This window comes from Janthinobacterium sp. SUN073 (assembly GCF_030397665.1).
GTDB lineage: Bacteria > Pseudomonadota > Gammaproteobacteria > Burkholderiales > Burkholderiaceae_D > Janthinobacterium.
The window spans coordinates 127,125-147,040 of the sequence record NZ_JAPUBT010000010.1; the positions used below are offsets into that span (position 1 = coordinate 127,125).

A 19,916-nucleotide genomic window follows, 5' to 3' on the forward strand; every position below is an offset into this window, starting at 1 on the left:
CCTCGTCTTATCCCGCGCGGAGCGGTATCGCTACCGCCTTTTCCGCGCCGTCCAAACCCAACCTTACCCCAGCATCCCATGAAAGACACAGGCGTCAACCTGGCCGCGCAAGAGCGGCCCCCCTCTGATCCAGCTGCCGAGGCGCCGCCGCCGGCGAGCCCGCCGAAGAAGCGCCGTTCGCGCATCTGGCCGATCTTTGCCATTATTCTGCTGGCGCTGATCGCCGGCGTGGCGTGGTTCGTCATGCGCGAAGTGCGCACCTCGGCCCTGCAGGCCGAGTTTTTCACGCGCCTGGACCGCCAGCTGACGTTCAAGGTCGAGCCTGGCCCGGCGCCAGCGGGTGCCATTCGCTATCCGCAGCATGGCCCATACGATGAGCGCCTCGGCTATGCCAGCTTGCCTGACTTCATCACCAAGCTGAATGCGCGCGACTATGCCGTCACGGCGCAGGCGCGCATGTCGCCGAAGATGGTGGAGCTGGTCGACCGGGGCATCTTTGCCACGTATCACGAAAAAAACCGCGCCGGATTGACCATCCTCGATTGCCGCGCCGCGCCCCTGTTCGCGGCCAGCTATCCCGAGCGCATGTTCGACAGCTTTGCCGAAGCACCTCCCGCGCTCGTGCAAAGCCTGCTGTTCATCGAAAACCGCGAATTGCTCGACCCGGGCACGCCCGAGCGCAATCCCGCCGTGGAATGGGACCGTCTGAGCAAGGCGATTCTGGACAAGGCGCTGAACCTGTTCGGCGGCCACCGGGGCGGTGGCGGCAGTACCCTGGCCACGCAGATTGAAAAATACCGCCATTCGGAAGACGGCCGCACCAGTTCCATGCAGGATAAATTGCTGCAAATGATTTCGGCCAGTCTGCGCTCGTACCAGGATGGCGAAAACACCATGGAAGCGCGGCGCAAGATCGTCGTCAACTACCTCAATACCGTGCCGCTGTCGGCCAAAAGCGGTTTTGGCGAGGTCAACGGCATCGGCGACGGCATGTGGGTCTGGTATGGCCGGCCGTTTGCCGAGGTGAAGACTTTGCTCAAGGGCAATATGGACCAGCCGGACAGTGCGCTGGCCTACAAGCAGGCGCTGAGCCTCTTGATCGCGCAGCGCCGTCCTTCGCATTACCTGGTGGCCGGCGGCGCCGACCTGGAGGAATTGACCAACAGCCATCTGCGCCTGCTGGCGCAGGCGGGCGTGATTTCGCCGCAACTGCGCAATGCGGCCATCGCCGAGAAGCTGCGCCCGTCGACGGCCTCGGGCGTGCAATCGGAAGCATCGACCTCGTTCGTCACGCGCAAGGCGTCGAATGCCGTGCGCAACCACCTGGCCAGCATGCTCGGTGATCCGCGCTTGTACAACCTCGACCGCCTCGACCTGAAGGTGGTCAGCACGCTCGATGCGCAGGCGCAAAACGCCGTTACCAAGGTCTTGCGCGAGCTGCGCGACCCGGAAGTGGCGAAAGCGGCGGGCCTGACGGGCAAGGGCATGCTGGGCAATGGCGACCCTGCCAACGTGGTCTACAGTTTTACCCTGCTGCAAAAGGGCGATCAAGCCAACTTGCTGCGCGTGCAAACGGATAATTTTGACCAGCCGCTGGACATCAACGAGGGCGCCAAGCTGGACCTCGGTTCCACGGCCAAGCTGCGCACCCTGGTGACGTATCTGGACATCATCGACCAGTTGCACCAGCGTTACAGCGGCATGGGCGCCGCCGAGCTGGGCAAGATCGCCGTCGATCCGAAGGACATGCTGTCGCAGTGGGCTATTGCCTATCTGAAACCACTACCGCTGGGCGAGGCGCGCAACTTGCCCGCCATGCTGGCGGCCGCCATGCAACGCCAGTATTCGGGCAATCCGGGTGAAGGCTTCTTCACGGGCGGCGGCTTGCATCATTTCGGCAACTTCTCCAAGCTTGACGACAGCCGCATCATGACGGTGCAGCAGGCGCTGCGCCAGTCGACCAACCTGGTGTTCGTGCGGCTGATGCGCGACGTGGCCCGCTACTACATGTTCTCGCGTCCCGATTCCTCGGCCTCCCTGCTGGCGGACGCGGACGATCCGCGCCGGGCCCAGTACCTGAGCCGTTTTGCCGACAAGGAAGGGCGCGAATTCCTGCACCGCTTCTATCAGAAGTACCGCGGCAAGAGCGTCGACGAGCAGGAAAAGATTCTGCTGGCCAGCATCCGCCCGACGCCCGTGCGCCTGGCAAATATCTTCCGCACCATCAATCCGAAGGGCACGGTGGCGGAATTCGGCGATTTCCTGAACGCCAACTTGCCATCGCAAAACGAAGTGCCTCCCGAGCGCGTGGCCAAGATGTACCAGCAGTACGCGATGGAAAACTGGTCCTTGGCCGACCGCGGTTATCTGGCCAATGTGCATCCGCTGGAACTGTGGATGGTGGCGTATCTGCGCCAGCACGAAGGCTCCACCCTGTCGCAGATGGTGGCGGCCAGCGAGAAGGAGCGCCAGGAAGTGTACAAATGGCTGTTCAATACGCACCGCAAGCATGCGCAGGACCGCCGCATCGCCAACTTGCTGGAAGTGGAGGGGTTCCTGGAAATCCACCGCCAGTGGAAGAAGATGGGTTACCCGTTCGATTCGCTGGTGCCGTCGTATGCGACGACCCTGGGCGCGTCGGCCGACCGTCCCGCCGCGCTGGCCGAGTTGATGGGGATCATCATCAACGATGGCGTGCGCAAACCGAGCGTGCGCATCGATTCCATGCATTTCGCCGCCAATACGCCGTATGACACCATGGTCAAGCGGGGCACGAAGGTGGAAGCGGAGCAAGTGCTGTCGCCGGACGTGGCGAAAGCCGTGGCCAAGGCCATCCGCGAAGTGGTGTCGGACGGTACGGCCAAGCGGGCCAGGACGGCTTTCGTCGGCGCCGACGGCGTGCCGATCCCGATGGGCGGCAAGACGGGCACGGGCGACCAGCGTTTCGACGTGTATGGCGCCGGTGGCCGCCTGATCGAGTCGCGCTATGTGAACCGATCGGCCACGTTCGTCTTCAATATCGGCGAACGCTTCTATGGCAGCATGACGGCGTATGTGCGGGGACCGGAATCGAAGAACTACGATTTCACCAGCGCCTTGCCGGTGCAATTGCTGGTGTCGCTGGCGCCTAGCCTGATGCCGCTGATCGAGCCGCCCGCGCCGGCCGAGGGCGTGGCGAAACAGTGCACGAATTAAGGTATTGTTGCAGCTGAAAGCCGGCCTTCACAGGCCGGTTTTTTTTGAGGAAGTGCAATTGAACAAGACACAGCAGATTTTTCAGCAATATCACCGCTTTGACGATGGCGCGCTCGTGTCCATCGAGCAGCAGTATCAGCCCGGGGGCGTGCAAGCCGTGCGCATCGTCTTGTATGCAAGAAATCATGCGCTGGACGGCAATGTCTGGCGCCAGGTCGCCATCACGGTGGGCGCGGTGCGCGAAGTGCTGCTCAAGACGCCGGGCAACTTCATCAACCGCATTTGCTGCGGCGTGAAGTTGCTGCGTTTCGGCGACGTCTGGTGCGTCGATGTCGACGGCACCTACACGCACGACGATCCCGCGACACTGGACGAAGTGCGCCGCGATGGCGATTGCTACGTCATCGGCGGCACGGTCGAGGCAATCGAACTCGATTAGCCGGCAAACACGGCGGTTTTATCTTCCAGGCGCGCATGGTAGGCGGCGATGGCAGGATAGTCGGGGCGTTGCATGGGCGCCATCAGCCAGCGCTTGACGGACAGGCCCAGCACGATATCGGCCAAGGTGAACTGTTCGCCGCAGACGAAGGCACCCGTGCGCTGCAGCTGCTGCTCCAGGATGCCCATCATCTTGTTCCATCCGGCAATGCCGGCCGCCAGCTGCGCCGCATCCTGGTGTGCGGGGCTGTGGCGCACCAGCGACAGGAAGGCGTAGCGCCAGCTGTTGTTGAGGTCGCCCATTTGCCAGTCCATCCATTTTTCCACTTCCGCGCGGGCGCGGGGTGTGCTTGGCAGCAAGTCGTCGCGGCCCGCCTGGGCGCACAGGTAGCGGCATATCGTGTTCGATTCCCACAGCACCAGGTCGCCGTCGACCAGCACGGGCACCATGGCGTTCGGATTCAGGGCCAGGAAGGTGGCGTCGTCGGTGCTGCGAAAGCCGCTGCCCCAGTCTTCGCGTTCGTACGGCAGGTCGAGTTCCTCGCAGGTCCACAAGACTTTACGGACATTGATCGAGGCGGCTTTTCCAAGAATTTTCAGCATGCGGGGCTCCATGGGGCAGGTGATCGATCTGCCACTGTAGCGGATTTGGCCATGCGGCGCCGGTGAAAGTGCCTTGCATAGTTGAGGTTTTCTTGGCATCGTAGCCACCCATGAAACCTATGCGCCACCACATGTCCAAAATCCTCGCGTTCAGCCGCTTTTCCGTGCGCGATTTCCTCGCCACCGCCGGTCCCACCCTGCTGCTGGTCGGCGCGTTTTGCGCGCTCGCTTACTGGCTGGTCGACCCGGCGCCGCCGCGCCAGGTGAGCCTGTCGACGGGACAGGACAATAGCGCGTATGAAGAGTTTGGCAAGAAATACGCGGCCACCCTGGCCAGGCACGGCATCAAGGTGACCTTGCAGCCGTCGCTGGGCTCGCAGGAAAACCTGCAGCGCCTCAATAACGGCAAGACCGATATTGCCTTCGTGCAAAGCGGCTCGACGGAGCACGCCGATGCCGAGCGGCATGGCCTCATATCCCTGGGCAGCCTGTTTACGGAACCCGTGTGGCTGTTCCTGCGCGAAGACAAGGCGGTGACGGAACTGACGCAACTGAAAGGCATGAAGATCAACCTGGGGCCGGAAGGCACGGGCGTGCCCAGCCTGTTTCGGCAGTTGCTGTCCGTGAATGGTGTCGAGGCGAACGAGTTGACCGTCAGCGACTTGCAGAACACGCCCGCCACGGTGGAGCTGCTGGAAGGGCGCATCGATGGTCTCGTGTTCAGCTCGGCGCCGGAAGCGCCGCTGATCCAGATGCTGCTGCAAACACCGGGCATCAAGCTGTTTGATTTTTCGCAAGCGGAAGCGTACACGCGGCGCCTGCCTTTCCTCACGCATGTCGTTTTGCCGCGTGGCATCGTCGACCTGGGGCAAAACATTCCCGCGCAGGATTACCACCTGATCGCACCGACCGCCACCCTGGTCGCGCGCGAAGACTTGCATCCGGCCCTGGTCGACCTGTTCGTGCAGGCGGCGGCCAGTATTCACGGCGGCACGGGCTGGTTCCAGCAACAGGGGCAGTTCCCGTCCGCGCGCTACACGGAAATTCCCGTCGCGCCCGAAGCGCTGAAATTTTACAAGGATGGTGCACCCGTGCTGCAGCGCTACATGAGTTTCTGGCTGGCCAATTTCTTCGACCGCATGTGGGTGCTGGTGGTGGCGCTGGGTGCGTTGATATTGCCGCTGTCGCGCGTGGTGCCGCCGCTGTACGTGTGGCGCATCCGCTCGCGCGTTTACCGCTGGTATGGCCAGCTGCGCACGGTGGAGCAGGCGCTGGAAGATGTGCCGCCAGAGCAGCGCGCGCAAGTGTATGCGGCGCAATTGACGCGGCTCGATCAGATCGAGGAAATGGTCAACCAGATCTCGATTCCCCTGTCATTTGCCGATGGCTTGTACGGCTTGCGCAGCCACATCAATTTCGTGCGCAAGCGCATCTTGACCTTGATGGGCGAGCATCAGCCTGCGGAATCAAACTAAGGTGATCGACAGCTTGCGCCCCACCAGCGCGGCAGCGCGCTCCAGGGTGGACAGGGTCACGTCGCTGCTGGGGTCGAGCAGGCGGTCGAGTTGCGAACGGCTGGTCTGCAACAGCGCCGCCATGCGCGTCTTCGACATCGCTTGTTCCTGCATCGCCTGCGTCAGTTGCCAGGCGATCACTTCCTTGATGGCGCGGTTTTGCGTTTGCTCGAAGATGCCTTCTTCTTTTAAAAAGTCGTCGAGGCTGCTGCCCAGATGGGGCGAGGTGGCGTTCATGTCAGCTCCTTGTAGCGTTTGCGGGCCAGCGCCAGGTCGTCTTCCGGCGTGGTGCGGGTTTTCTTGATAAAGCCGTGCAGCGCCACCAGGCAATCGCCATGATGGCAGATCAGCACGCGGGCGATGCGGTTGCCGGGCAAGCTGCTGCGAATTTCCGATAGACCTTGCCCCAGATGCCGGCACAGGGGCATGCCCACGGGCCAGCGCCATTGCGCATGCATCAAGTCTTGCCCGATCACCTGGCGCTCTTCGATGGGCAACGATTTGAGCCAGTCGCGCACGGGTTCGCCGCCATTGCCGTTCGCATAGAACAGCAGGGTAATCTGCCGCAAACCGGAAGCATCCATGACGCACCTCTACGTTGTACTATATAAGGTACATGTTCGCAAGGTAAATCTGCGCCACAGTTGAAAAAATCGGGCGCGCATGGATGGTTGTAGCCGATGACGAGCCACAAGGTGGCCCGCCAGATCAAATACTGTTCAGATAGTCAGGTGGCCAGCGTCAGGCGCCCAGCCACGGCAATCCCGCTTTGCACCAGCCGCCGATCTGCTTGCGGTGGCCATCGGCATCCTTGTCGCCTTCAAAACCTTCGAGGATGTCGAAGCAGTTCATGTAGCCGTGCTCGGTCGCCAGCTTGGCCGCATGGCGCGACCGCACGCCGGAGCGGCACAGGAACAGCAGCACCTCGTCCTTGCCGGCCTGGGCAGCCAGTTGCGCGAGGAAGTCGGGATTCGGCACGCCGCCCGGGTAGGTGGCCCACTGCACCGCGCCGTGCTGGGTATCGGCGATGTCGACCCGGCCGACCCAGTCGCGCTCGGCATTCGTGCGCACATCGATGAGCTTGGCGGCGGCATCGCCCTGCAGCAGCTCATACGCTTCCTGCGGCGTGACGGCGCCGGCGTACGGCGTACCTTCATTGGCCCGGCTGCGGGCGGTGGTCAGGATGTCGGCGGCGGTAGTCATGGCGTCCTCGATGAAAGTGGGGTGGTGTGATCGATTATAGTGCGCCGTCCGCGCCCCGCAAATGGGAAGTCACGGTGCACGGCGCATGCACCACAAGAAGGCATTTTTCAAGAATGCGTACAAAATGCACGATAATGGTGCGTTATTCGTTTTTTGCACTTGCATAGTGCATTCTTGAATGACGCAAACTCAGCAGGAAAATCGCGGGCAGGAAAACTTTCACTGGGATGGCAGTCATTTTGCTGCCGGCGCCAGGGCGCTTCAGGAGCTGGCATGGAATCTGCTATGATCCTTATGAGTTTTGGTGGCACGCAATGTTTGCTTCGCTTCATCAGCCCAGACGCATTAAGGTCGGCTCACCCCACATTCATTTAGGAGATACGCATGGCAATGACAGCCGCAGAAGTCTTGAAGATGGTAGAAGAAAACGAAGTCAAATTCGTTGATTTCCGCTTTGCTGATACCCGTGGTAAAGAGCAGCACGTGACGGTTCCCGTGTCGCACTTCGACATGGATAAATTCGAGTCGGGCCACGCCTTTGACGGTTCTTCGATCGCTGGCTGGAAAGGCATCGAAGCGTCCGACATGATCTTGCTGCCGGATCCAAATACGGCCAATATCGACCCATTCATGGAAGAAACGACCTTGTTCATGCAGTGCGACGTGATCGAACCGTCGGACGGCAAGGGCTACGACCGCGACCCGCGCTCGATCGCGAAACGCGCCGAAGCCTACCTGAAATCGTCGGGCATGGGCGACACCGCCTACTTTGGCCCTGAGCCAGAATTCTTCATCTTCGACAGCGTGCGCTGGAAGATCGACATGTCGGGCTGCTTCGTCAAGATCGGTTCGGACGAAGGTTCGTGGTCGACCGGCAAGGATATCGAAGGCGGCAACAGCGGCCACCGTCCTACCGTCAAGGGCGGCTACTTCCCCGTGCCACCAGTGGACAGCTTCCAGGACATGCGTTCGGAAATGTGCCTGATCCTGGAGTCCTTGGGCATCCCGGTTGAGGTACATCATCACGAAGTCGCTGGCGCAGGCCAGAATGAAATCGGCACCCGCTTCTCGACCCTGGTCGAGCGCGCCGACTGGACGCAAAACCTGAAATACGTGGTGTGGAACGTGGCGCACAGCTATGGCAAGACCGCCACCTTCATGCCGAAACCTATCGTTGGCGACAACGGTTCGGGCATGCACGTGCATCAATCCGTATGGAAAGATGGCAAAAACCTGTTCGCTGGCGACGGCTATGCCGGCCTGTCCGATTTCGCCCTGTACTACATCGGCGGCATCATCAAGCACGCCAAGGCACTGAACGCGATTACCAACCCGGGCACCAACTCGTACAAGCGTCTGGTACCAGGCTACGAAGCTCCAGTGAAACTGGCGTACTCGGCGAAAAACCGTTCCGCCTCGATCCGTATCCCGCACGTGGCCAATCCAAAAGGCCGCCGCGTGGAAGCGCGCTTCCCGGATCCACTGGCGAACCCGTACCTGTGCTTCGCTGCACTGCTGATGGCTGGTCTGGACGGCGTTGCCAACAAGATCCATCCGGGCGAAGCCGCCTCGAAAGATCTGTACCATCTGCCGCCGGAAGAAGACGCACTGATCCCGACCGTGTGCGCTTCGCTGGAAGAAGCACTGGAAGCCCTGGACAAGGACCGCGAGTTCCTGACCCGTGGCGGCGTGTTCAGCGATTCCATGATCGACGCTTACCTGGAACTGAAAATGCAGGACGTGCAGCGCATGCGCATGACCACGCATCCTGCCGAGTTCGACATGTACTACTCGCTGTAATGGCGCCATGCCGGCAACTTGCCGGTAGTGAATAAAAAACGCGGGTGAGGCGATGGTCTTGCCCGCGTTTTTTGTTATGGCGCCACTGGGCGGTGTTGTATAGTCGGCCCAGGAACGATGCGGCACGAGCCGACAGGAGTGAAGATTGACCAAGCATTACAGAATGGCGCTGATGGCAGGATTGCTGGGCGCGGCGGCACAGGCGCACGGGCAGCTGTATGTGTGCGCCGATGCGCAAGGACACAAGACGTATACGGACAAGCGGGCTGGCGCGCATTGCCAGCTGCTCGATTTGCCGGGCGCCATGACGGCGCCGCCACGCAAGACGACGCCGCTGGCCGGCGCGCCTGCGCGGCCCGCCACGCAGGCGGTGGCTACGGCGGCGCCTGCCGCTGGCGCGTTTCCCAAGGTCGATGGCGCCGAGCAGCGTGCGCGCGACCTGGACCGGCGCCAGATCCTGCAGGACGAATTGCGCAGCGAAGAGCAGAAACTGGCGGCCCAGCGCCTGGAGTTCAACGAGGGCCAGCCTGAACGCCAGGGCAATGAACGCAACTATGCCAAGTATCAGGAAAGAGCGGCGCAGTTGAAAGAGAATCTCAACCGGACGCAGCAGAACGTCGAAGCCCTGAAACGCGAGATTGCGAATATTCGGTAAAGCACATGACAATAGACAACCATTCCAGCCGCCCCGCCCACCTGGCAGGCCTTGATTTGCTCGCTTCGGCCGTGATCCTGCTCGACGGCGACGGGCGCATCAGCTATGCCAACGCGGCGGCGGAAAACCTGCTGGAAAGCTCATTGAAGGCCCTGTCGCGGCAAAAGCTGACGGCGCTGTTCCTCAATCCCGAGGAGCTGGCCGGCATCTGCGCGCAAGCGCTTGAACACAAGTTTTCCGACTTGCGTCAGGACCTGAGCCTGGAGCGCCTGGGGCGCGAACCGCTGCGCGTGCACAGCATCGTCAGCGCGCTCGAGGCGCCGCGCGACGGCGTGCTGATCGAGTTGCGCGAAAACGTGCAGCAATTAAAACTCGACCGCGAGGAGCGCATCCTCGACCAGAGCCAGGTCAACAAGGAGCTGATCCGCAACCTGGCGCATGAAATCAAGAACCCGCTGGGCGGCATCCGCGGCGCGGCCCAGTTGCTGGAGCTGGAATTGCCGGCCCTGCACCTGAGCGAGCTGCGCGAATACACGCAAGTCATCATCAAGGAAGCGGACCGCCTGCAGACGCTGGTCGACCGCCTGCTGGCGCCGCACCGCCGCCCGCACATCGTGGGCGACGTGAATATCCACGAAGTGTGCGAGCGCGTGCGCAGCCTGATCCTGGCCGAGTTTCCCAGCGGACTGACCATTTCGCGCGATTACGACGCCTCGATCCCCGAGTTTCGCGGCGACAAGGAACAATTGATACAAACCGTGCTCAATATCGCGCACAACGCGGCGCAAGCGCTGGCCGAGCGCATCGAGGCGGGCGATGCGGAGCTGATTTTCAAGACGCGCGTGGCGCGCCAGGTGACCCTGGCCAAGGTCCGCTACAACCTGGCATTAGACTTGCATATCATTGACAATGGACCGGGCATCGCACCCCAGATCCGCGACCGGATTTTCTACCCGCTGGTGTCGGGCAGGGAAGGCGGCAGCGGGCTGGGTCTGACCTTGGCGCAAACCTTCGTGCAACAGCACCTGGGCGTGATCGAGTGCGAAAGCCGGCCTGGATACACCGATTTCAGGATCGTTCTCCCCTTGCCATAAGCGAGGAAGTATCCCACCCATGAAATCCATTGCGGGACGCACACACTAATGAAGCCAATCTGGATAGTTGACGACGACGAATCAATCCGCTGGGTGCTGGAAAAAGCCCTGGCGCGGGAAAATCTCGCCACCAAGAGTTTTGCCAATGCGCGCGACGCCATCGCCGCACTGGAATTTGACACGCCGCAAGTGCTCGTGTCCGATATCCGCATGCCAGGCGCGTCCGGCCTGGAGTTGTTGCAGACGGTCAAGTCGCGCTTTCCCGGCTTGCCTGTCATCATCATCACGGCTTTTTCCGACCTCGATTCGGCCGTCGCGGCCTTCCAGGGCGGCGCCTTCGAATACCTGGCCAAGCCGTTTGACATCGACAAGGCTGTCGAGCTGATCCGCCGCGCGCTGGAAGAGAGCCTGCGCGAGACCAGCGTCGAATCGGGCCCGTCGGAAACGCCGGAAATCCTCGGCCAGGCGCCGGCCATGCAGGAGGTGTTCCGCGCCATCGGCCGTCTGTCGCAATCGAATGTGACGGTGCTCATCACGGGCGAATCCGGTTCCGGCAAGGAACTGGTGGCGCGCGCGCTGCACAAGCACAGTCCGCGTGCGGCGCAGCCGTTCATTGCCCTGAATACGGCGGCGATCCCGAAAGATTTGCTGGAATCCGAATTGTTCGGCCATGAACGGGGGGCATTTACGGGCGCGCAGACGACGCGCCGGGGCCGCTTCGAGCAAGCCGAGAACGGCACCCTGTTCCTCGATGAAATCGGCGACATGCCGTTCGACCTGCAGACGCGGCTGTTGCGCGTGCTGTCCGACGGCCATTTCTATCGCGTCGGCGGGCACCAGCCCATGAAGGCCAACGTGCGCGTCATTACCGCCACGCACCAGAATCTGGAACAGCGCGTGCGCGACGGCCTGTTCCGCGAAGACTTGTATCACCGCCTGAACGTGATCCGTTTGCGCCTGCCCAGTTTGAGGGAGCGGCGCGAGGATATCCCCATCCTGGTGCGCCACTTCCTGGTGCAAAGCGCGCGTCAGCTGGGCGTGGAAGCGAAGCGCATGAGCGAACCGACGATGCAATTTCTCAGCGGCCTCGATTTGCCCGGCAATGTGCGCCAGCTGGAAAACCTGTGCAACTGGATCACCGTGATGGCGCCGGGCCAGACGGTGGAAATCAAGGACTTGCCGCTGGAATTGACGCAGGGGCAGGGCGATGCCGGCGCTCCCGCAGCGCATGGCGAAGCGCCGCCGCCGGCCGTGGCTCATCCGCACGGTGGCCAGGTCTTCGAAGCGGCGGCGCCCGCCACCGGCGCGCCGCCGGGCTGGATTGGTTTACTGGAATTGCAGGCGGCCGGCATGCTGGGGGCAGGGCAGCAGGAAGTCATGGCCGTGCTGGGACGGCAATTCGAGTCGGCCCTGATCAAGACGGCGCTCAAGCATACGCACGGGCGCAAGAACGACGCCGCCGTGCGCCTGGGCATCGGCCGCAACACCATCACCCGCAAGATCTCCGAACTGGGCATCGACGGCGCCAAGGACGATTGATCTATCTTCCGGACGGAGCGTCCGCTCCGTCCGCTTTTCCGCACGGCGTCCCTTGCACGCCACAACACACACAGCAGGCGATAAGGTAAGCTGGCGCTTGCCGGACTGTTTCGTTCGGTCTTAACTTTCATTGTGGAACTGTATGCTGATTAACTGCGTGGCCTATCAGGATGGCAAAAAACTGGCCGATTTGCCGATTGACGATATCAGCGATTACGTCGAGCGCCCCGACTGTTTCGTCTGGGTGGCCCTGCTCGATGCCACGCCGGACGAGCTGAAACAGATGCAGCACGAGTTTTGCCTGCACGAACTGGCGGTGGAAGACGCGCAGCGGGGCCACCAGCGTCCGAAGATCGAGGAATATGGCGATTCCCTGTTTGCCGTGGTGAAAACCGTGGAAATGGTCGAAAACGAACTGGTCATGGGTGAAGTCGACATTTTTGTCGGCGCCAATTATGTGCTCTCGTCGCGCAGCAACAGCTCGCAAGGTTTCCTCGGCGTGCGCGCGCGCGCCGAGCGCGAACCGCACTTGCTGCGCCAGGGTTCGGCCTTCGTGCTGTACGCGCTGATGGACGCCGTCGTCGACCGTTACTTTCCCGTGCTCGACGCGCTGGAATCGGAGCTGGAACTGATCGAGGACCGCATCTTCGACCGTGGCACCGAGCGCGACAATATCGAACGGCTGTATCAATTGAAACGCAAGGTCATGGTCTTGCGCCACGTGGTGGCGCCCCTGATGGAAGCGGTGGGCAAGCTGCACGGCGGGCGCGTGCCGCCGCTGTGCCACGATACCCAGGAGTATTTCCGCGATGTGCACGACCACCTGGCGCGCATCAACGGCACGCTCGACACCATCCGCGACACCATCAGCACGGCCATCCAGGTGAATTTGTCGATGGTGGCCATCGATGAAAGCGAAGTGAACAAGCAGTTGGCGGCCTGGGCGGCTATCTTTGCCGTGTTCACGGCGTTTGCCGGCGTGTGGGGCATGAACTTCAAGTTCATGCCGGAGCTGGACTGGCAATACGGCTATCCCGTGGCCGTGGGACTGATGAGCTGTGTCTGCGGTTATATGTATTACTTGTTCAAGCGTTCCGGCTGGCTGTAAAAAATTCCTGTGTATCTGTATTATTGAACAATATCCAGGGGTACAATCGCGGCAGGTCCGCTGCAGCGGGTCATGGCTGAGAATCGCCGCGCCGGCAGCTGTGCCTGCGCTTCCGGTGCCGTGCAGGAGCATTCATGAGTATTCCGTTGTTTGATGTGAATTCGCAAGAACCCCTGTTCGATCCCGAGCAGCGGCGCACCCTGGCGGAGGCGGCCCTGCGCTCGATTACGGCCTCGACGGCGCACGCCCGTGGCGACGACTTCCTGCGCATCCTCGTCAAGGACCTGGCCGAAGCGCTCGACGTGCACTATGTGATCGCCGGGCGCCTGGTGCGCCTGGACGATGGCAGCGAAGGCATTCGCACGCTGGCCCTGTGGGGCGGCGACGGCTACCAGCCGAATATCGAATACAGCCTGCAGCACACGCCTTGCCAGGACGTAACGTGCCAAAGCATGTGTTTTCATGGCAGCGATATCCAGCGTCGCTTTCCATTCGATAGCCTGCTGGTCGACATGCGGGCGGAAAGCTATGTCGGCATGCCGCTGATCGATACCGAAGGCAAGACCCTGGGCATCCTGTCGGCCATCGACACGCGTCCCATCGATGAAAACAAGCGCTTGCTGGCCTTGCTGCTGCTGTCGATCTTCTCGGCCCGCGGCGCGGCCGAGCTACAGCACCAGGAGCGCACCCAGCAGCTGGAAGAAATCGTGCGCGTGCGTACCGAATCGCTGCTGGCGGCGCAAGCGAACCTGATCGAGCAGGAACAGATGGCGGCCCTCGGCTCGCTGGTGGCGGGGGTATCGCATGAAGTAAACACACCCATCGGCGTGGCGCTGACGGCCGCGTCGAGCATGGGCAGCTATGCCGACCAGCTGGTGCAGCTGCTGGGCGGCGCCAAGGTCAGTCGCGCCGAACTGATCGACATTGCCGAATCCCTCAAAGGCGCAGCCGCCTTGATCGAGCGTAACCTGGCGCGCGCGGCCGACCTGATCGGCAATTTCAAGCAGCTGGCCGTGGACCAGGTCAGCGAATACGTGGCCGACCTGGCGCTGCACGACTATGTGCACGGCCTGGTGTCGGCGCACAGTCCCGAACTGCGCAAGGCGGCGCTGGGCGTGGAACTCGATATCGCGCCCGATTGCCAGGTGCGCCTGGCGGCCGGAAAATTGTCGCAAATCCTCTCGAACCTGCTGATGAACAGCGCCCGCCACGGCTATCCGCAGGGCGGGCCGGGGCGCATCACGATACGCGCGCGCATCGAGGCGGACGAGGATGACGCGGCCTTGCGCTGGCTGTTGCTGGAGTTTTCCGACGATGGCGTCGGCCTGGCGCCTGCCGTGCGCGAGCATATGTTCGAACCGTTCTTCACCACCAAGCGGGGCCAGGGCGGCTCCGGTCTGGGCATGCACATCGTCTACACCATCGTGCAGCAACTGGGCGGCCAGGTGTGCGCCATCGACTGCACGCCCGGCTGTCATATACAGATCAGGCTGCCGCTGGCCTCCTGATCTGCTCTACGGGCCTCAGGCGGCGGCCATCGACAGGGCCACCGCTTCGGCCACCTTGATGCCATCGACGGCCGCCGACAGGATGCCGCCCGCATAGCCGGCGCCTTCGCCGGCCGGGAACAGGCCCCGCGTGTTCAGGCTTTGCAGGTTGTCGTCGCGGCGCTTGATGCGGATCGGCGACGAGGTGCGCGTTTCCACGCCCGTCAGCACGGCGTCGGCCTTGTAGTAGCCCTTGATCTGCTTGTTGAATGCCGGGAAGGCTTCACGCATGGCCGTGATCGCGTACTCGGGCAGGGCCGGCGCCAGGTCCGTCAAGTGCACGGCCGGCTTGTACGATGGCATCACGCTGCCGAACTCCGTCGATGCGCGGCCGGCCACGAAATCGCCCACCAATTGGCCGGGCGCATCGTAGTTGCCGCCGCCCAGGGCGAACGCGCGCTCTTCCAGTTCGCGCTGCAGGGCGATGCCGGCCAGCGGGTCGCCCGGATAGTCGGCTGGCGTAATGCCGACGACGATGGCACTGTTGGCGTTGCGCTCGTTGCGCGAATATTGACTCATGCCGTTCGTCACCAGGCGGCCTGGCTCCGAGGCGGCAGCCACCACCGTGCCGCCGGGGCACATGCAGAAGCTGTAGACGGAGCGGCCATTGCTGGCGTGGTGCACCAGCTTGTAGTCGGCCGCACCCAGAATCGGGTGGCCGGCGCTGGGGCCGAAGCGGCAGCTGTCGATCAAGGATTGCGGGTGCTCCACGCGGAAACCGATCGAGAACGGCTTGGCTTCGATGTACACGCCGCGGCGGTGCAGCATCTCGAAGGTGTCGCGTGCGCTGTGGCCGATGGCCAGCACCACGTGGTTGCTGGCGATGGTCTCGCCATTGTCCAGCACCACGCCCCGTACCTGGCCGCCGTCGGCACCCGGCACGATGTCGAGATCGACCACTTTGCTGCTGAAACGGTATTCGCCGCCCAGCCGCTCGATATTCGCGCGCATTTCTTCCACCATCTTGACCAGACGGAAGGTGCCGATGTGCGGCTTGCTCACATACATGATCTCCTCGGGCGCGCCAGCCTTGACGAATTCCGTCAGTACCTTGCGGCCATAGTGCTTGGGATCCTTGATCTGGCTATACAGCTTGCCGTCCGAGAAGGTACCGGCGCCGCCTTCGCCGAACTGCACGTTCGATTCCGGGTTCAGTTCGCGCTTGCGCCAGAAGCCGAAGGTGTCGACCGTGCGTTCGCGCACTTGCTTGCCGCGTTCCAGGATGAGGGGGCGCAAGCCCATCTGTGCCAGGATCAGCGCCACGAACAGGCCGCATGGCCCCGTGCCGATGACGATGGGACGCGGTTCATTCGTGTGGCCGGCCAGCTGTTCGCCGCCGGCGACGAATTTGTAGTCGGTGTCGGGCGCGGGCATCAGATGGATATCGTGGCCCAGGCGCGCCAGCACGGCCGCTTCGTTCTTGACTTCAACATGCAGGGAATAAATCAACACCACGGCGCTGCGCTTGCGCGCGTCATAGCTGCGCTTGAATACGGTATAGCCGAGCAGGTCGGTGGCAGCGATGCCGAGGCGGGCCAGGATGGCGGCAGGCAGTGCCGCGTCGTCGTGTTCGAGGGGGAGTTTTACTTCGTTGAGTCGCAACATAGTGTGTTTGTCTAAAAATGGCAGGGCTCCGTATCTAGCGGAGAGTCTGTGAGGCGCCGCGCACGGCAGCGTCAGGGCGCTATTTTACCCGCATGTCCAGTTGCGGGCCATCTGCCGGGAAGGCGGCGCCTTGGTGCGGCAGGAAAGAAAAGGTGTTGCGAAAAGAAAAAATCCGGCGACCACTGCATGGCCGCCGGATTTGTCTTGCTAGCTAACTGTTATATCTTGCCTGGCGATTAGAACGTGTAACGACCGCCCAGCGTGAAGTAACGGCCCACTGCGCCCGATTGATGCAGCGATGGGTTGTAGTTGATGCGGCCGTAGGTTTGCACGTCCAGTGGTGCCATCTTGTCGAACAGGTTGCTGATCGACGCGGTGAGTTCCCATTGTTTCGTGACATTCCACTTGGCAAACAGATCCGTGGTGGTGAACGAAGCGATACGGCAGTTTTTATACGGCACGTGCTGTGCATCACTGTCCAGGCACTCGCCAGCCGTATCATTTTTGTTGCTGATGCTGCTGACGTAGTTCATGTTGGCCGTGATGTTGACCGGACCTTGATCCCAGCCCAGGGTCAGGCGGACTTTGGTCTTCGGCGTACCGCCGTTACCGGACAGGTTGGTGTCGCCGTGGGTGCCAGCAAACTCCAGTACCGTGCCATCGGCGTTGGTACGGGTGAATTCCTTCATGTACGTGACAGTCACGCCCGAGTTGAAGCGGCCATATTCGCCAGCGTTGTACTTGCCGCGCAGATCCAGGTCGATACCCGAAGTCTTGGTTTGACCCGCGTTCAGGTACGGCGCTTTGACCATCAGGATAGGACCAACCAGGCCTGGGAAGTTGCTCGTCGGCTCGCCACGTACGATGACCGCATCTGGGTAGCCAGCTGGGTTGGCGACCACTGCGCCAGGATCGGAGCCGTTGATCTCGCCATCACGGACGATTTTCCACCAGTCGATCGACAGGCTGATGTTCTTGATCGGCTCGAGCACCATGCCCAAGCTGTAGCTCTTCGAGGTTTCTGGCTTGATGTTCTTGTTGCCGATCGTGATCGCGCCAACTTGTTGCGACAAAGTACAATCCACTGGCAAATTCGTTACGGCGCAACGCACAGGATCGCTGGGGATGCTGGTGAACGCTGCCACGGCGCTGTTGCCGTTTTCCGCTGCGCTAGGAGCGCGGAAACCTTCCGCATACGTACCGCGGAAAGCCACGGCCGATGCTGGCGTGAACTTGAAGCCCACTTTAGGCGTGGTCGAGCGACCGTAATCCGAGTAATCATCGCTGCGCAGCGCGAATTGCAGTTCCAGCTCTTTCATGACTGGCGCGGCGAGCTCGGCGTACAGGGCCTTGACGTTGCGCGAACCTTGCGAAGCGGAATAGCCCAGGCCAACGATATCGTTGATATCGGTGTATGGCGTCGACTGGCTGTTCGTTTCTTCCTTGCGGTATTCGGCGCCCACAGCAATGCCCATCATGCCGCCTGGCAATTGGAACAGTTCGCGCGTAGCCTTGAAGTCCAGCGAGGTGCTCTTCGTCGTGCCCGAGTTGTTCAGCGTAGGCGATACCAGTGCCAGCACTTCAGGGCTGTTGATGACGCCCTTGCCGATGCGGAAGGTGCCGTTGTTCAGTGCCGTGCGCAAGGCGCTGGTACGATAGTAACCCGTTTGCGTGCGGTCGGTTTTGCTTTCTGCATACATCAGGCCGGTATCGTAATCCCAGTTGGCATACGTACCCTTGACGCCGGCCAGGACACGGGTGACGGTCGTTTCGAGGTTCGACACGCGTGGACGCGAGGCGTCGACCCAGCGCGGACGGGCATCGACGCGCAGGATGTTGTCCGGGTGGTTCGCCGGCATCAGCAGTTGGTCTGCGCCGCTGTTGGTGTTGTTGACGCGGGCATTGATCAGGTCAAAGCCGGCGCCGGTCAGACCGGACGGGGTGGTGTAGGTGTCGGCCTTCGACTTGAAGATGCCCACTTCCGTGTAGCCTTGCGCATTGGCGCCCAATGCCAGGGTGCCGCGCATGAACAGGTTGACGTTTTCGGTTTTTGGCTGGATGGTCGCGAACTGGACCGGATCCCACAGGCAACCGCCGCCCCCGTTGTCGCCCGAAGTGCCGCCCTTTGGATCGAGGTTGATCGGATCACACGAGCCCGGCAAGTTGGTGACATTGCCAAGTGCTGGCGAGATTGGACGCAGGGTGCCCAGGAAGGAGCTGCCGCCGCCGTTGCCGCTGGTCGTGGCGCCACCGCGCTGGTCACGGCCACCCCATGGACGGGCATCGGCCTGGCCGATCCACTTGTCGCGGTTGCCTTGCTTGATTTCGCCCGATTTTTTCGCATCGATGGTGGCGAAGACGTTGAATTTGTCGGTGTCCATGTCGCCGAAGCCGATGGCGCCGGAGATGCTGGTGACGGTGCCGTCGCCATGGCCGCTCTGGCCGACATTGGCGGAGAGGGTCTTGCCGACATAATTTTGGCGCAAGATGATGTTGACCACGCCGGCGATAGCGTCGGAGCCGTAAATGGCGGAAGCGCCGTCTTTCAGGATATCGATGCGGTCCACGGCGTCGAGCGGAATCGAGTTCAAGTCGACGAAGCTGCGTTGGCCGTCATCGCCGAAGCCGTATGGCGCCGTGCGGCGGCCATTGATCAGTACCAGGGTCGAGCTGACGCTCAAGCCGCGAAGCGAGACGCCCGAGGCGCTGCCGGCGAAGCCGCTGGTGAAGGAGCCGCTGATACTGCCGTTGTTGTCGGCGGAAATGCTGCGCACGACGTCGGCGATCGAAGACTTACCGGTTTGTTCGATATCCTTGCGAGTCAGTGTTTGGATGACCGAGATGGTCTCGGCTTCCGCGCGTTTGATGCTCGAACCTGTCACTTCAACCTTTTGAATGCTTTCGCCAGTGGTCTGTGCGTTGGCCATTTGCATGCCAAACGCAAGGCTGCCGATAAACATCAAACGGATAGACCGCGATAATCCTGTTTCCACCATCATTGCAAAACTCCTCACATTATGAATATGCGGCTTGACATCGCCTTGTATTGGCAAAGCCGGCCTTATATATCTATTATTTTATCAATCGTCTCATGGACGGTGTCTTTGAAAATTCTGACTATTCAAAATCTCAAGAATTCAATGAAACCATTGCTGTGGCTTGCCTGTCAATTTTTATAGTCCAAGTGCCTATCAAAAAACAACATACTGTGCAGCTTGGCTATTCTCACTTGCCATGGAGATGGCGCATCGAATCTCGACCAAGCCGCATGCATGCACATCTTCAAGGCTGCCACGTGAAGAGGGGAGGCGGGGGAAAGTGTTGTTTTTTTGTGTCAGACAGGAGAATGATAGACGTGCGCGCCATCATGGTGCAATATTAGGTTTGTGCGCCAAAGGTGTGCAGCCATGTATTATTTTGGTGCTTAATCACCGTAGGTGCCTGTGTTTCTTATTCATATCGATATTTGAAAATATAATAATGTATCCGCACATTTCATGGATGTGTGGATTGTCTTTGTTTGTTTATATTTTTTGTTTACGGTTTTGATGGAATAGCGGGCGTGCCGTGGTATTGTAAGGCGCGGTGTTACAGGTATTATTGACTCCGAATTGA

The 19,916-nt window shown here is 61.3% G+C and carries 15 protein-coding genes; 9 read left to right on the forward strand and 6 right to left on the reverse strand.

All coding sequences use genetic code 11. The features are described from left to right. The first annotated feature begins 78 nt into the window (after positions 1-78). Together O0882_RS22945 and O0882_RS22950 are read left to right on the forward strand one after the other, a co-directional pair. The gene (locus O0882_RS22945) at positions 79-3,195 is read left to right on the forward strand and encodes a transglycosylase domain-containing protein (RefSeq protein WP_289951799.1); all 3,117 of its coding nucleotides are present in this window, start codon (positions 79-81) and stop codon (positions 3,193-3,195) included. Between the two features lie 58 nt (positions 3,196-3,253). Continuing rightward, positions 3,254-3,634 carry a hypothetical protein gene (locus O0882_RS22950; protein WP_289951802.1) on the forward strand — a complete coding sequence of 127 codons (381 nt, stop codon included), beginning with the start codon at positions 3,254-3,256 and terminating at the stop codon, positions 3,632-3,634. Here the strand turns inward: O0882_RS22950 and O0882_RS22955 are convergent. Continuing rightward, positions 3,631-4,236 (reverse strand): glutathione S-transferase, encoded by a 606-nt coding sequence (locus tag O0882_RS22955; RefSeq protein WP_289951804.1) that lies wholly within the window; start codon positions 4,234-4,236, stop codon positions 3,631-3,633. The genes O0882_RS22950 and O0882_RS22955 overlap by 4 nt on opposite strands. Positions 4,237-4,367: 131 nt before the next feature. On the opposite strand from O0882_RS22955, the gene O0882_RS22960 reads away from it, so the two are divergent. Further along, positions 4,368-5,711, forward strand: a complete 1,344-nt coding sequence (locus O0882_RS22960) for a TAXI family TRAP transporter solute-binding subunit (protein WP_289951805.1) — start codon at positions 4,368-4,370, stop codon at positions 5,709-5,711. Here O0882_RS22960 and O0882_RS22965 read toward each other — a convergent pair. From O0882_RS22965 to O0882_RS22975, 3 genes are all read right to left on the reverse strand, one after another. After that, positions 5,703-5,987, reverse strand: a complete 285-nt coding sequence (locus O0882_RS22965; protein WP_289951806.1) for a Fis family transcriptional regulator — start codon at positions 5,985-5,987, stop codon at positions 5,703-5,705. The two genes, O0882_RS22960 and O0882_RS22965, sit on opposite strands and share 9 nt — an antisense overlap. Next, a complete protein-coding gene (locus tag O0882_RS22970) occupies positions 5,984-6,334 on the reverse strand; it encodes a type II toxin-antitoxin system RelE/ParE family toxin (RefSeq protein ID WP_289951810.1) in 351 nt (116 codons plus the stop codon). The genes O0882_RS22965 and O0882_RS22970 overlap by 4 nt, the downstream gene beginning before the upstream one ends. Before the next feature lie 157 nt (positions 6,335-6,491). Next, on the reverse strand, positions 6,492-6,953 hold the full coding sequence (locus tag O0882_RS22975; RefSeq protein ID WP_289951811.1) for a rhodanese-like domain-containing protein: 462 nt from the start codon (positions 6,951-6,953) through the stop codon (positions 6,492-6,494). A gap of 384 nt (positions 6,954-7,337) precedes the next feature. Between O0882_RS22975 and glnA the strand changes: the two genes are divergently transcribed. From glnA to O0882_RS23005, 6 genes are all read left to right on the forward strand, one after another. After that, complete coding sequence (glnA, locus tag O0882_RS22980; RefSeq protein WP_071079202.1) at positions 7,338-8,753, forward strand: type I glutamate--ammonia ligase; 1,416 nt, start codon at positions 7,338-7,340, stop codon at positions 8,751-8,753. Positions 8,754-8,898: 145 nt separating this feature from the next. Beyond that, entirely contained in the window at positions 8,899-9,408 is a 510-nt protein-coding gene (locus tag O0882_RS22985) for a DUF4124 domain-containing protein (RefSeq protein ID WP_354670286.1), read from the forward strand. A gap of 5 nt (positions 9,409-9,413) precedes the next feature. Continuing rightward, entirely contained in the window at positions 9,414-10,502 is a 1,089-nt protein-coding gene (gene glnL, locus O0882_RS22990) for a nitrogen regulation protein NR(II) (RefSeq protein WP_289951814.1), read from the forward strand. Between the two features lie 48 nt (positions 10,503-10,550). Further along, positions 10,551-12,041: a nitrogen regulation protein NR(I) gene (ntrC, locus tag O0882_RS22995; protein ID WP_289951815.1), complete on the forward strand. Its 1,491-nt coding sequence runs from the start codon at positions 10,551-10,553 to the stop codon at positions 12,039-12,041. Between the two features lie 142 nt (positions 12,042-12,183). Beyond that, positions 12,184-13,149, forward strand: a complete 966-nt coding sequence (gene corA, locus O0882_RS23000) for a magnesium/cobalt transporter CorA (RefSeq protein WP_071079199.1) — start codon at positions 12,184-12,186, stop codon at positions 13,147-13,149. Positions 13,150-13,283: 134 nt separating this feature from the next. Further along, a complete protein-coding gene (locus tag O0882_RS23005) occupies positions 13,284-14,657 on the forward strand; it encodes an ATP-binding protein (protein ID WP_289951819.1) in 1,374 nt (457 codons plus the stop codon). 15 nt (positions 14,658-14,672) lie between these two features. Here O0882_RS23005 and O0882_RS23010 read toward each other — a convergent pair whose 3' ends face one another. Beyond that, positions 14,673-16,301 (reverse strand): NAD(P)/FAD-dependent oxidoreductase, encoded by a 1,629-nt coding sequence (locus O0882_RS23010; protein WP_289951821.1) that lies wholly within the window; start codon positions 16,299-16,301, stop codon positions 14,673-14,675. 236 nt (positions 16,302-16,537) lie between these two features. Then, positions 16,538-19,228, reverse strand: a complete 2,691-nt coding sequence (locus O0882_RS23015) for a TonB-dependent receptor (RefSeq protein ID WP_289951823.1) — start codon at positions 19,226-19,228, stop codon at positions 16,538-16,540. Positions 19,229-19,916: the final 688 nt, after the last annotated feature.